The 13,034-nt window shown below is 64.9% G+C and carries 14 protein-coding genes; 3 read left to right on the top strand and 11 right to left on the bottom strand.

The window, feature by feature from the left end; genetic code table 11:
- Positions 1 to 127 precede the first annotated feature (127 nt).
- Positions 128 to 1,069 (bottom strand): amino acid--[acyl-carrier-protein] ligase, encoded by a 942-nt coding sequence (locus tag DYI24_RS11065; RefSeq protein WP_164572323.1) that lies wholly within the window; start codon positions 1,067 to 1,069, stop codon positions 128 to 130.
- Positions 1,070 to 1,102: 33 nt separating this feature from the next.
- A complete protein-coding gene (locus DYI24_RS11060; RefSeq protein WP_164572322.1) occupies positions 1,103 to 2,332 on the bottom strand; it encodes an acyl-CoA dehydrogenase family protein in 1,230 nt (409 codons plus the stop codon).
- 366 nt (positions 2,333 to 2,698) lie between these two features.
- Here DYI24_RS11060 and DYI24_RS11055 point away from each other — a divergent pair, with 366 nt between their 5' ends.
- From DYI24_RS11055 to DYI24_RS11045, 3 genes are all read left to right on the top strand, one after another.
- A complete protein-coding gene (locus DYI24_RS11055) occupies positions 2,699 to 2,971 on the top strand; it encodes a phosphopantetheine-binding protein (protein ID WP_107346143.1) in 273 nt (90 codons plus the stop codon).
- Between the two features lie 66 nt (positions 2,972 to 3,037).
- A complete protein-coding gene (locus DYI24_RS11050; protein ID WP_164572321.1) occupies positions 3,038 to 3,493 on the top strand; it encodes a cupin domain-containing protein in 456 nt (151 codons plus the stop codon).
- A gap of 175 nt (positions 3,494 to 3,668) precedes the next feature.
- Positions 3,669 to 4,256, top strand: a complete 588-nt coding sequence (locus DYI24_RS11045; protein ID WP_107346145.1) for a DUF2478 domain-containing protein — start codon at positions 3,669 to 3,671, stop codon at positions 4,254 to 4,256.
- Between the two features lie 405 nt (positions 4,257 to 4,661).
- On the opposite strand, the gene DYI24_RS11040 is transcribed toward DYI24_RS11045, so the two are convergent.
- The 9 genes from DYI24_RS11040 to DYI24_RS11000 all read right to left on the bottom strand — a co-directional run bounded on the left by DYI24_RS11040 (position 4,662) and on the right by DYI24_RS11000 (position 12,749).
- Complete coding sequence (locus DYI24_RS11040) at positions 4,662 to 4,958, bottom strand: ferredoxin family protein (protein WP_107346146.1); 297 nt, start codon at positions 4,956 to 4,958, stop codon at positions 4,662 to 4,664.
- 33 nt (positions 4,959 to 4,991) lie between these two features.
- Complete coding sequence (locus tag DYI24_RS11035; protein WP_107346147.1) at positions 4,992 to 6,299, bottom strand: FAD-dependent oxidoreductase; 1,308 nt, start codon at positions 6,297 to 6,299, stop codon at positions 4,992 to 4,994.
- Positions 6,300 to 6,311: 12 nt separating this feature from the next.
- Positions 6,312 to 7,418 (bottom strand): electron transfer flavoprotein subunit alpha/FixB family protein, encoded by a 1,107-nt coding sequence (locus DYI24_RS11030; protein WP_107346148.1) that lies wholly within the window; start codon positions 7,416 to 7,418, stop codon positions 6,312 to 6,314.
- A 24-nt stretch (positions 7,419 to 7,442) separates the two neighbouring features.
- A complete protein-coding gene (locus DYI24_RS11025) occupies positions 7,443 to 8,288 on the bottom strand; it encodes an electron transfer flavoprotein subunit beta/FixA family protein (protein WP_107346149.1) in 846 nt (281 codons plus the stop codon).
- A 329-nt stretch (positions 8,289 to 8,617) separates the two neighbouring features.
- On the bottom strand, positions 8,618 to 8,968 hold the full coding sequence (nifW, locus tag DYI24_RS11020; protein WP_164572320.1) for a nitrogenase stabilizing/protective protein NifW: 351 nt from the start codon (positions 8,966 to 8,968) through the stop codon (positions 8,618 to 8,620).
- Positions 8,969 to 8,996: 28 nt separating this feature from the next.
- On the bottom strand, positions 8,997 to 10,190 hold the full coding sequence (nifV, locus tag DYI24_RS11015) for a homocitrate synthase (RefSeq protein WP_107346151.1): 1,194 nt from the start codon (positions 10,188 to 10,190) through the stop codon (positions 8,997 to 8,999).
- Complete coding sequence (gene nifS / locus DYI24_RS11010) at positions 10,183 to 11,415, bottom strand: cysteine desulfurase NifS (protein ID WP_107357088.1); 1,233 nt, start codon at positions 11,413 to 11,415, stop codon at positions 10,183 to 10,185. Before nifS ends, nifV begins: the two co-directional genes overlap by 8 nt.
- Positions 11,412 to 12,401, bottom strand: coding sequence for a Fe-S cluster assembly protein NifU (gene nifU / locus DYI24_RS11005; protein ID WP_164572319.1), 990 nt, complete (start codon positions 12,399 to 12,401; stop codon positions 11,412 to 11,414). The genes nifS and nifU overlap by 4 nt, the downstream gene beginning before the upstream one ends.
- 27 nt (positions 12,402 to 12,428) lie before the next feature.
- Positions 12,429 to 12,749: a HesB/IscA family protein gene (locus tag DYI24_RS11000; protein ID WP_013504427.1), complete on the bottom strand. Its 321-nt coding sequence runs from the start codon at positions 12,747 to 12,749 to the stop codon at positions 12,429 to 12,431.
- Between the last annotated feature and the right edge of the window lie 285 nt (positions 12,750 to 13,034).

The raw sequence follows: 13,034 nt of genomic DNA, 5'->3' as shown, positions 1-13,034 counted from the left end.
GGAGAGGAGTGCCCTCACCCGGATCGCTGACGCGATCCGACCTCTCCCGCAAGCGGGAGAGGTGAACGATCCGACTATCGAGACTCCGGTCTCACGCAGCGCATCCCGGAATGACAATGCAAGGCCGTCAGTCGAGCGACAGCACATCGCGCACGCTGGCCGGCCAAGCACTCGTATCGATGCCGTGGGTCGCGAACAGCGCTACCGCGAGGCGATCCATGCCGAAGGCGACGCAGCCGGTGTGGGCCGGGTTGCCGGCCACATCCTCGATCCCCCAGGTGACGCCGAAATGCTCGCGGTGATAGTTGAAGCTCATGCAGGCCGTCGGCTGCTCTTCCGAGCGCAACGGCACCAGCAGTTCGAACTTCAGAGCCTGCTGCTGCTGGCTGATGGCCTTCATCTGGCCGACGCGGCCGAAAAAAGGATCGGATGCAGTTTCGACGCGGAAGGCCAGACCAAGATCGCGGGCGATCGCCTGCGCCTTCACCATCCAGCGCTCACGGAAATCCGCGACATCCTGCGGTGCACCGATGCAGACATATTCCCGCATCCGGAACGATTGCAGCCGGTCGAGATGCTTCGACGGCTCGCGGCGGAAACAATCGGCAGCGACATCGAAACGCGCGCCGCCCGCCGGAAGCGGACCGCGGCTGGCCGCGATCGGATACACCGGATAGCAGGCCGCGGGTGACAGCACGAGGTCGGCGGGAGACAGCGAGGTCGTCCAATCGCCCCCGGAATCGAACCGGCTGACCGCCGCGTTGATCTCCTGCTCCGTGCCATGCAGGCCGCAGACGCAACCGAGCAGATTGGGGAAGCTCTTCAGATAGCCCGACTTCTCGAGCTGACGGCGGCTCATCACCGGCGGAAACCGCATCACTTCGGTGCCGTCCTCGCGGTGCCGCGAGATCAGCGCCGCCAGCTTCTCGACCACGCCCTCGTACAGCGCGGTGCGCGCATAGACGCCGTCCGCGCCGAGCTTGTGGAACAGGTGCTCGGCCAGGTGATCAAGCGGATCGACCGGCTGCAGCTCGGCTTCGGCCGGCGTGGTACGAATCGCCATATTCATGAAGCGGCCTCCTCGTTGACGATTGACGGTCGATTAATCGCGCAGGCTCGCCGGCACCGGGCTCATCAGATTGGCGGTACCGATATTGGCGAGGATCCGATCGTTGTTGATCATCAGCGGCGCAGACAGCACGTCGCGCAAATGACGGCCGAGGGTAAAGTCGCCATCGTTGCGATAGCCCGACAGGCCGCAGGCGCGCATCGCGCTCATCACCGTCTCGACAGCAAGTTCAGAAGCTTCGACTTTGAGCAGGTTGATCGAGGACTGGAACTCCAGCGAGCTCAGCGCGCGTTCGTCGAATTCATGCGCGGTGTAGGCGTCGAGATGCGTGGCGATCATCGCCCGCAACTTGGTCAGCGAGCGCTTGGCGCTGGTGAAGTGCGCCGCGCCGGGCGGCATCTGCCCGCCGGCGCCGCGCGCCGCCTTGCGAACGAACGCCTGCGCCCGCTCCACTGCGGCAGCAGCGATGCCGGCCCAAGCCGACGACCAGCTCAGATGCGCCACCGGCGTCATCGTCTGCGCATGAATGCGATCGTAGGATTCGGTGAACACCTGATCGGTCCGACCGGTCGCACGCAGCTCGAAGCCGGTGCTGCAGGTTCCGCGCATGCCGAGCGTTTCCCAACCAAGCGTCGGCGTCAGCGTGTAGTCGTCCTTGGTGAACACCACCAGCACCTGATCCGAGGCGGCGGCATCGTCCGCGCGGCGCGCGATGGTCATCACGCCATCCGCTTCGGCGCCGTAGGAGATCACAGTGGCGTCGCGCACCAGCGCGATGCCGGTTTCGGTCCGCTCGATCGCCGCCGCGCTGGAGCGGATGTTGCCACCATTGTTGCCTTCGGTGGTCGACGACGCCAGCAGCATCTGTTCGGCAGCGATCCGCCGCATCAGCTGCTCGTGCCAGGCGTTGCCGCGACCATGGCGGATCAGGCACGCCACCTTGGTCTGGTGCATCGCCACGATCATCGCGGTGGAGGCGCAGGCGCGCCCGAGCGCGTAGCACATCTCGGCGATGTCATGGACCGAAGCGCTCTCGCCACCGAACTCGATCGGAATCTGCGCGCCGAGCAGACCGTACTCGCGCGCCGCATCGAGCGCCGCCTTGGGGAACCGGGCTTCGCGATCGACCGCCTCCGCATGAGCGGCGGCGATCGCCGCGACGTGAACCACGCGCTGCATCAACGGCATCGGCTCGGTGCCGAACTTGTCGTTGGCCGGCTGAGCCGTGAAGTCGCGAACCGCGTTATCGGTGATGATCGCCATGGTCGTGAACTCCCTGATGCGGACGTGCGCCGTGTGTATCATTCGCGATCGGGATCAGATCGGCTGCGCCGAACCGTCGATCGCTGCTGGTAGCAAGCTATGGATTGGTCAGGAACACGTCGAGGCGAATTCAAAGTGAATCAATTTGGACTCGAATTGAGGGTTAATCGGACTTTGCGCCGATCGCGAAAATTTTCGGAATCCCCGTTAGTGTTAAAATTCGAATGAATATGTCGACACTCGGCGGAGCATTGTCTCCCACAGGCAGTTGCGATTACATCGCCGCAACGATAGCGAGCTGCGTGCGCGGACCAAACCGTCCGTGAGGCGCACGCAAGACTTCGAACACATCAAGGAGATCGCGTCATGCAGGCAGGCTCGGCGGCTGCGGTGGAGAGCAAGGTGCTCGCTCTGGTGGAGTCGATCCTGACGCAGAACGGGCTCTCCGGCGACATCAAGCGCGACACGACGTTTGCCGATGCAGGACTGACCTCGATGGAGATGGTCAACCTGATGCTCGCCGTGGAAGCCGAATTCGACATGACGCTGCCGCAGTCCGACATCACGCCGGAGAATTTCACCTCGGCCGCGACAGTCGCGCAGCTCGTGCTGCGACGTCAGCACGCCCAGGCCGCGTAGTTACGCGAGCTTCTTTCCGGAAACGACCAGCATCACAACCGAACAACGATCAGCAGGAGACGCCCGATGCCCAACGACCTGATCCTCACCTCCCGCACCGACGTCGAGCTGAAGCCGGCGCCGATCGAGCCGTCGTGGATCATCGAAGGCAATCCGGTCGCAACGAACTGCACGCTGTCGCGCAGCGCCGACGGCATGGCGTCGACGATTATCTGGCAGTGCACCGAAGGCAAGTTCAACTGGCACTACGACATCGACGAGACCATCTGCATTCTCGAAGGCTCGGTGGTGATCGAAAGCGCCGGCATGCCGGCGAAGCGCTACGGCCCAGGTGACGTGATCTTCTTCAAGGACGGCGCCAGCGCGCGCTGGCATGTCGAAGGCCACATCCGCAAGATCGCGTTCTGCCGCCGCACCCAGCCGCGGCTCGTCGGGCTGGGCGTGCGGGTATACGCCAAGCTGCGCTCGTTGCTGCTGCCGTCCGCCAATCGGCCCGCACAGTCGCTGCTCGGCGCCAACTGAGCCGATCACCATCGCCGCGGCCGAGGGCCGCACAAATCAGACGGCGGATCGCATGGCGGTCCGCCGCTTTCGTTCGCCAGCCCTACTGAAGTCGGATTGATTTGACGCAAAGAAGCAGTTTGCGGGTTCTGGCATGTCCTAAGGCGAAAGTCGCATTTGGGGCAAAGCAGACGCGATGGACTTTTCTCACGGCAGGTCGGGACGGCCTTCGATTCTCGCGATCGTGTACACCGACGGCGCAGCCGCTTGCAGGCTGATGTCGGATCTCGGCCGACGGCTGCGCGACGCGGGCGTCGTTGTCGCGGGTCTGGTGCCGTATCAGGCGGTCGTCGATGACGGCGGCCCGCGCTGTGACATGGAAGTCGAGGAACTGTCCTCCCACTTCATCCTTCAGCTCGCGGAAGAGCGCGACAAGCAGCCCCACGGCTGCCGCGTCGATCCGGAAGCCGTGCAGGAGGCAGCCGCACTGATCGCAGCCTCGTTCCGCAATGCCCCCGAACTGCTGATCGTCAACAAATTCGGCAAGCTCGAAGCCGATGGCGGCGGCCTCAGCGACGTCATCAGCGACGCCGTGGATCAGGGAATTCCGGTCATCGTCGGCGTTCCCGAGCGGCATCTGGCGCCGTGGCGCTGCTTCACCAGCGGCCTCGCCGAAGAAGCGACGCTGGACTCGCCACGTATTCAGCAATGGCTGGCCCGCCGCGGCTTCGGCCTGCGACGCGGCACCGTCGGCCCGCAGCACGTGCTCAACTCGGCGGCGTGAGGCGATAAGAGACGGCGGTTCCTGGCGGCCTCACGACTGAGCTGCTCGGTCGCCTGACCCTTCCCGCTCTCCATCTGTCGCCCTTCATCGACCAATCGACGCGGTTTCCTCGTCGCACGCAATGCGCTCCATGCTGAGGAGCGAGCGCAGCGCGCGTCGCGAATCCGGAGACAGACCTTTGCAGCGCATGGTTGGAGACGACGCCGCGCGTTTCCTTACTATGCGGTTATGGTCGCCACGAGCATACACAGCCACAACAGCAGGGCGGATCCATAAACACCAATGCCCGGGACCAGCCCGGGCATGATGTCTTGCGCTATGAAGCAACCAGGGCCGAAGCGAGCAGCCACAGAGGCTCAGGCGGTGTCTCCTGCCTGCGCGGGCCGTCGTCCTGGCGCGGTGCTCTCAGCCGAACTTGAACAGCACGCCGTAGCCGCCGCGCGGATAGCTCCACTCGATATCGCCGCCGCCTTCGGCCAGCACGCGGCAGGTGCCGCATTCGACGCAGCCGTCCGGCGTCACTTCGACCTGGCCGTTGCTGTTGAGCTCGTAGCAATGCGCCGGGCAGATCTTCAGCAGCGCCAGCAATTGCGGCGACGGCTTGGTGTGAGGCTTGACCTTGATGTGGGCGTTGCCGACGTCGACCAGATAGCGGTTCTGATACAGCTTGTCTTCGACGCGAACCGGGGCTTCCGTTGTCATCGTCCGTTCTCCGCTCTCTCGAATCCCGCTGAGTTATCGCCACGCCCGCGCGAAGCGGAACGCGTCGCCGAACAATCCGCCCCACGACCGTGCCGAAACGAACGACTTGATCGTGGTCTTTTCCTTCTCGATCTTCGGCGTGCCGTCGACCCGTACGAAGTTCTGCAGCGCCTTGTTGACGAGCTGCGGATAGGTCAGGAAGAAGTTCTGCGACCGGATATGCAGCAGATCCGGCATATCCTTGTACTTCTTCAGGTCTTTCATGACGAAGGAGTCATCCAGCATCTTCTTGTAGAGCGCGAGATTCTCCTTGGTCATCGGATCCTTGCGCGACTTCACCTGGAAGATCGCTTCCGCGGCGATCCGGCCCGAGGTCATCGCCAGGTTCGAACCCTCGCGATGCATTGCGTTGTTGAGCTGCGCGGCATCGCCGACCACGACCCAGCCGTCGCCATAGAGCTGCGGGATCGCCTTATAGCCACCCTCCGGGATCAGGTGGCCGGCGTATTCCTTCACTTCGGAGCCTTCGATCAGCGTCGCCACCGACGGATGCTTCTTGAAGCGTTCGAGCAGGCCGTACGGGGTCTCGCCGGTCTTCTGGAAGTCCGACACCAGACAGCCGATGCCGATCGAGATCGACTCCTTGTTGGTGTAGATGAAGCCCATGCCGGTCATGCCCGCCGAGATCGTGCCGGCAGCCTCGATCACCACGCCCTCGTCGCCCTTCAGATTGAAACGGGCTTCGATGGTCTCGCGCGGCAGGAAGTGCATTTCCTTCACGGCGAGCGCGACGTTCTCCGGCGACGGACGCTCGCGCAGCTCGGCCTTGGTGCCGAGCAGGCCGTTGACGCCTTCGGCCAGCACCACGACGTCGGCATGCACCTGGCCGCCTTCACGATCGGTGATCACGCCGATCACCTTGCCGTAAGCGTCCTGCACCAGTTCCTTGACGGTGGTTTCGCACAGCACGATCGCGCCGGCTTCCTGGGCCTTGCTCGACAGCCACTTGTCGAACTGAGCGCGGATGATGGTGTAGCGGTTCGGCTTCTCTTCGTTGAAGTCTTCCGAACGGTGATGCAGACCGGTGTGAGACTTGGCGTCCATCATCCAGAACCGCTGCTCGACGAGATGACGCTCCAGCGGCGCATCCTCGCGGAAGTCGGGCACCAGCTTCTCGAGCATGTCGGCATAGAGAATCGCGCCTTGCACGTTCTTCGAGCCCGGATATTCGCCGCGCTCGATCTGCAGCACCTTCAGGCCACGCTTGGCCAGGGTCAGCGCCGCGGCGTTGCCGGCCATGCCGGCTCCGACGACGATGGCGTCGAAACGTTCTTCGATCATGGCAGCCTCCTGTTAGCTCGCGATCCGATCGCGGGTGTGCGGCGACAGCCGCTTGCGGAACGCTTCGGTGAGCGCCGGCAGCAAGCGGATCGCATCGGTGACGAGGGCGAGATGGGCGAAATCGAAGATCGGCGCGTTCTTGTCGGTGTTGATCGCGACGATCAGGTCGGAGCCGTCGACGCCGACGCGGTGCTGAATCGCGCCGGAGATGCCGGCGGCGATGTACAGCTTCGGCCGAATGGTCTTGCCGGTCTGACCGATCTGACGGTCGGCCGACACCCAGCCCTTCTGCACCAGCGGCCGCGAACAACCGTATTCGGCACCGAGCACGCCGGCGAGCTGGCGCACCAGCTGGAAATTCTCCGGCGAAGCGAGGCCGAGACCGCCGGCCACGACGATGTCGGCGTAAGCGAGGTTCGAGGTCGCCTTGTCGCGATCCGGCACGAAGGCCAGGATCTTGGTGACGATATCGGCTTCGACCAGACCGAGCGGAAATTCGATGACGCGACCGACCGGCTTCTCGACCCGTTCGGGCATCGACATCACGCGCGGCCGTACGGTCGCCATCTGCGGGCGGAAGTTCAGCGTGTAGATCGTGCAGAGCAGCGAGCCGCCGAAGGTCGGACGGGTCGCGGCGAGCGAGTTGTCAGAGTCGACTTCGAGCTCGGTGCAGTCCGCGGTCAGGCCGGTCAGCAGCGTGGTCGCCACCGCGCCGGCGAGGTCGCGGCCGAGCGTCGTGGCGCCGAGCAGCAGAATCTCCGGCTTATGGGTATTGACCAGATCTGTCAGCGCCTTCGTGTAGGACTCGTTGCGATAGTCGGTCAGCACGTCGTCGGCGACGACGTAAGCGAGGTCGGCGCCGTAGCAGAACGACTCGGCGACCGCAGCCTTGGTGGCGTCACCGGTCGGGCCGATCACCACCGCGGCGAGCTCGACGCCGAGCTTATCGGCGAGGCGGCGGCCGGAGCCCATCAGCTCCCAGGAGACGGGGTGAACGTGACCACGCTCCTGCTCGATAAACACCCAGACGTGCTTGTAGGCTTTGAAGTGCTCGGGCAGCTCCTTCTTGGCGGCGGCGCGTCCGGCGGGCTGCGGGGCAGGCTTGGCGGGCTGGCTCATCGAAGCGGCTCTCTGTTCGGGTTGTCAGAATCCGCGCGCCAGCTCGAACATTTCGTTCTCGAGCTTGGGCCGGAGCTTGAAGATTTCGTCGATCAGCGCTTCCGCCGGCGGTTGGCCGGCGGCCTCAACGACCTTGGCCTTCTCGGCCCGCGGGGTCGGCGCGAACACGCGCTTCACCACCGTCGGCGAGCCGCGCAGGCCGCACTTCTGGATGTCTTCGACGCCGGCGTCCTGCGCGCTCCACTTCACCACCTCGGCGCGGGCGGCGTTGAGCGCGTTGACCATCGAGCCGCGGCGCACCTGATTGGTACCTTCCAGCATCGTGATCAGGCATGGCAGATTGCTGCGCAGCACCTGCACGCCGCCTTCGGAGCGGCGTTCGACTTCGATGGTGCGGGCTTCGAGGTCGAGCGAAGAGACCTTCGAGACGTAGGTCAGTTGCAGGAAGTCGAGCCGCTTGCAGATGCCGGGGCCGACTTGGGCGGTGTCGCCGTCGATGGTCTGCTTGCCGGTGAACACCACATCGACGGCACCAAAGGTGGAGCCGATCTTGCGGATCGCCGCGGCGAGCGCGTAGCTGGTTGCCAGCGTGTCAGAGCCGGCGAAGAAGCGGTCTGTCAGCAGCACGGCGCGGTTGGCGCCGATGGTCAGCGCCTTGCGCAAAGAGTCCTCGGCGGTCGGCGGGCCCATCGTCAGCACCGTGACTTCGCCGCCGAGCTTGTCACGCAGCCGCAGCGCCTCTTCGAGCGCGAACAGATCGTAGGGATTGATGATCGTCGGCACGCCCTGGCGCATGATCGTGTTAGTGACCGGATGCACGCGGATCTGGGCCGAGTCCGGAACCTGCTTGATACAGACGACGATATGCATGGAGGGGCTCCGCGCTTGCTGACAGAAGCTTGACGACGGAGACTTATGAGCAAGCCTCGTACCAACTTTTCCGCCGAGGAAAATATCGCGCCAAACCAATCATTTGCGACGAGCGACTGGGATTGTTACCGGCGCTTCCGAGGGTTGCAATCCGACAACTCCGACACTTGTCGGGAAGGCGACAGCGGCGTGACCGACCAGACATTTCACGCCGCTGTGAGATCACCTGCCAAACACGACATGGATGTGAGAAAATGCGTCTGGCAGGCACAGCAAAACGGCCCGCCGCGAACGCGACGGGCCGTCGACAGCAGAACCAAGAGGCGCGGTTACTTCAACGCGTCGAGCGGGACGAAAGCCGGGCGCTTCGGCGTCTTCGGCGCCACCGCGTCCTTCAGCACCTTGAACACCCGCTGATCGAGCGGCGAGGACGCGACGAAATCGGCATAAGCCCGCTCCAGCACCGCCTTGCAGCGGGCAGCGGCTTCGTCGCCCGGCAGGTGTTCGAGATCTTCACCGGCGAGATACTGACCCATGCGCCGGAGGATGTGCAGCCGCGCGACGTTGAGCAGCTTGGGATCGTAATCGACGCCGAGCAGCTCGAAGAAATCCTCGGCGGAGCCGGCGCGCTGCAGCCGGGCCACGATATCGGCGGGTTCGGTGACGGCGGATGGGCTCATCTGGGTCGCCTTGGTGTGTTGTCGCCGCTCAGGCGCAGGTGGTGAGCGTCCGCTCGCGGACCTCGCGCCAGATCGCGATCAGAGTCTCGTTGCCAACCGGGCCCTTGTGGGTGACCGCATAACGGCGAACTTTGGCCAGGATGCCCTGCGCCTCGTCCGCGGTGGCCGGCAGATCGAGCTTGGCGAGCGATGAGGTGATCGCCGACAGCCCGGAATGCTTGCCGATGACGATGCGGTTGGAGCGGCCGAACAGATTCGGATCGAGCGACTGGTAGGTGCGCTGATCCTTGAGCAGTCCGTCGACATGTATTCCCGATTCATGGGTGAAGACGTGCTCGCCGACGATCGCCTTGTTGAGCGGAATGGTACGGGCCGCCGCGGTCGCGACCAGATCGGCGACGTTGCCGAGCTCCGACAGCACGATGCCGGTGTCGCGGCCATAGAGCTGCTTCAGCGCCACCGCAACTTCTTCGAGCGGCGCGTTGCCGGCACGCTCACCAAGACCGATCACAGTCACCGAAGCATGCGTGGCGCCGGCGCGCAGCGCTGCAAGGGTATTGGCGGTGGCAAGGCCGAGGTCGTCGTGGCCGTGGAATTCAAGCTCGAGGTCGGTCGAGGCACGGAGCGCCGCGAGCAGCGCGTGGCTGGAGAACGGGTCGAGCACGCTGAGCGTATCGGCGATCCGAAACCGGCGCGCGCCGGATGCCTTCGCGGTGGCAATCACCTCGGCGAGGAATTCGGGATCGGCACGCGAAGAATCCTCGCCGCCGACGGCGACGTCGAGGCCGCGGTCGCGGGCATAGCCGACCACGCGCTTGACGGTTTCGATTGCATTCGAGCGCAGGCCGCCGAGCTTCGCAGCGATCTGTACGTCCGACACCGGCACCGAAACATTGACCATCGAAACGCCGGCCTTCAGCGCGGCATCGACGTCCTCGGTACGCATCCGGCACCAGGCAATCGTCGTTAGCGGCAGCCCGGCCTCGACGATGGCGCGGATCGCCGCGATCTCGTCGGCGCCCATCGCAGGCGTCCCGGCCTCGATTTCCGGCACGCCGGCGCGCGCCAATGCGCGGGCGATCGCGACCTTTTCGGCGGTGGAGAACGCAACACCCGGCGCCTGCTCACCATCGCGCAGCGTGGTGTCGTTGAGCACGATCGGCGCGGACTGAAAACCGCAGGACTGATCCGGCCGGACGATCTCAGACTTGATCTCAGACATGGGTTGTTCCTTGCGCACTTCCAGACGAACGCCCGACCGCTTGCGGAGCATCATCGGCCCCGAACGGCGAGATTGCCCGCAGCTTGGCGACCACGGCGGGAACGACTTCCAGCGCGCGGTCGATGTCTGCATCGGTGTTGTCGCGCGACAGCGAGAAACGCACGCCGCCCCGGACCGCGTCTTCGGCGACTTTCATGGCCAGCAGCACATGCGACGGCTCGAACGAACCGGTCGCGCACGCCGAGCCCATCGACGCCGCAATGCCGGCTCGGTCGAGCAGCGTAATGATCGCCTCGCTGTCGATGAACGAGAATGCGAGGTTCGAGGTGTTGGGGAGGCGCTCGGCGCGAGCACCGACGGCGACGCAATGATCGACCCGCGCCAGAATCTCGCGTTCGAGCCGGTCTCGCAGACCTCGCACGCGGATGTCCTCGTCGGCCATCGCGCCAGCGGCAAGCTCAGCCGCGATACCAAGGCCAACGATGCCTGGCACGTTCTCGGTCCCGGCACGGCGGCCGCGTTCCTGCTGCCCGCCCTTGATCTGCGGCTTGAAGCGGATGCCGTTCCGGACATACAGCGCGCCGACGCCCTTTGGGCCGTGCAGCTTGTGTCCGGACAACGACAGCATGTCGATCATGGTCGACTGCAGATCGATCGGGCACTTGCCGACCGCCTGCACCGCGTCGGTGTGAAACAGCGCGCCGACTTCCTTGGCAAGCTCAGCCAGATCCGCCACCGGCTGGATCACGCCGGTCTCGTTATTGGCCCACATGATCGACGCGATCGCGACACGGTCCGACATCGCTTCGCGATAGGCCAGAATGTCGAGCCGGCCCTGACGATCGACCGGGATCAAATGAACGCGGATGCCCTTGTTCTTCTCCAGCCAGGCGCACAGCGACAGCACCGCCGGATGTTCGACCGCCGAGATAATCACCTCACGCCGCCGCGGCGCAGCTTCCAGCGCGGACAGGATCGCGGCGTTGTTACTCTCGGTGCCGCCCGAGGTGAAGATCAGCTCATGCGGCTGCGCGGCCCCGACCAGCGCCTGGACGCGTTCGCGCGCCCGCTTGACCGCAAGCGCGGCGTGACCGCCGAGCCCGTATTTCGATGACGGGTTGCCGTAGTACAGCGAGAAGTACGGCAGCATCGCTTCGACGACGCGCGGATCGGTCCGCGTCGTTGCATTGGCGTCGAGATAGACGATGTCTGCCGGCTCGTTCATGACACCGGCACCACGCGTAGCGGCCGGCCGAACTTCTCGGCCAGCTTCGCCTGCACACCGGACAGCGTCACCGACGAAAGCTGGCAGCCGACGCAATTGCCGGACAGCCGGACATAGACGATGTTGCCGTCGAGGCTGACAAACTCGCAGTCACCACCATCGCGCTGCAGATGCGGCCGCAATTCTTCGACCGCCTCGGCGATCAGCGCCTCCTGCGGCGGCGCATCGACCAGTCCGGCCGGCGGAGGCACGGGACGTGACGGCGTGGCCTTAGTGATCGGGCGCAGATGCGCGGGGGTCGCCTTGGCGGCAAAGATATTGGCGGCCGGCGGCGGCGCGCCGTGCGGCTTCAACTCGGCGGCGCGCGGCCTCGCAGAGCCGATCCGGTAGGCGTCTTCGGCCGCGATCAGGCCGTCCTCGACCATCTCGGCATTGACGCGCGCGATCAGGGATTCGATCTGCTTGAAGCAGGTACTACAGCTGCCGGCAGCCTTGGTGTAGGCGGTGACGTCGTCGAGGCTGGTCAGCCGGTTGAAGCGAATGGTGCGCTCGATCATCATCTGGCCGACGCCGAGGCACTTGCAGGCCGGCGGCGCATCGGCCTCGGCCACTGCGGCCTTGCCGCGATACGAACCGATCGCCTGCTGCAGGGCCTCGAACGTCATCACCGCGCAGTACATCCGCTCGCGCGGCAGATCGCCCAGGTAGTCGGCGATCGCCGCGGCGCTGATGCCGCTGGCTTCATCGATGGTCTTGCCGGTGATCATGTCGGTGAGGGCCGCCGAGGCGGCGATCGCCGAGCTGCAGCCGAACGCCTGAAAGCGGGCCTGCGCGATCCGCCCGTCGTCGGGCTCGACCTTCAGCATCAACTTGACGGCGTCGCCCCAGCCGATGCTGCCGAACCGTCCAACCGCATCGGCCTGCGGCAGCGGACCGGCATTCGGGGAAGTGGAGAAGTGATGATCGAACTTGCCGAGGCTGAGCATGGCCCGCTCCCGTGGCTGGCGCTGCGCTTAACCGAACGACTTACCGCAACCGCACTTAGTGCCGGCGTTGGGGTTGTCGAACGTGAAGCCGGAGCCTTCCAGGCTCTCGACGAAGTCGATGGTCATGCCGGACAGCAGCGGCTGCGAGTCCGGATCGATGAACACCTTAACGCCACCGGCTTCGACCACAGCGTCATCGACACGCGGCTCCGCATCAAGACCGATCAGGTATTTGTAGCCGGCGCAGCCGCCCGCCTCGACCATAACGCGCAGCCCGGCTTCAAGCTTGCCGGCGCGCGACATCGCAGCCTTCACAGCGGTCCCGGCTTGTTCGGTGAGAATGATCATGGTCGGCCTCCATTTGTTGGGTCCGACATCAACAAGTGCAACCGCTGTGCCAGCGCGGGCACAGACGGCAAGCCACTGATTTCGTGCAAAATTATCAGCACCCGACAATGTCGGACGTCCGACATGGTCGCGAAGCCGACGGTTTCCGACAATCGCTCGCAGCTATTCACCTCAAGGCCGCAAGCATCGCGCCCCTTCACCCTCCCTGGAGGGGAGGGTCGGCACGCGGGCCGCGAAGCGGAGTGCGTGATGGGGTGGGGTGAGCCGCGGACACGGCGGATGAAC

Source organism: Rhodopseudomonas sp. BR0C11 (assembly GCF_010820945.1).
GTDB classification, from domain to species: Bacteria; Pseudomonadota; Alphaproteobacteria; order Rhizobiales; family Xanthobacteraceae; genus Rhodopseudomonas; species Rhodopseudomonas palustris_H.
The sequence above is the reverse complement of the archived record's forward strand: the minus strand, read 5'-3'. Positions and strand labels throughout refer to the sequence as shown.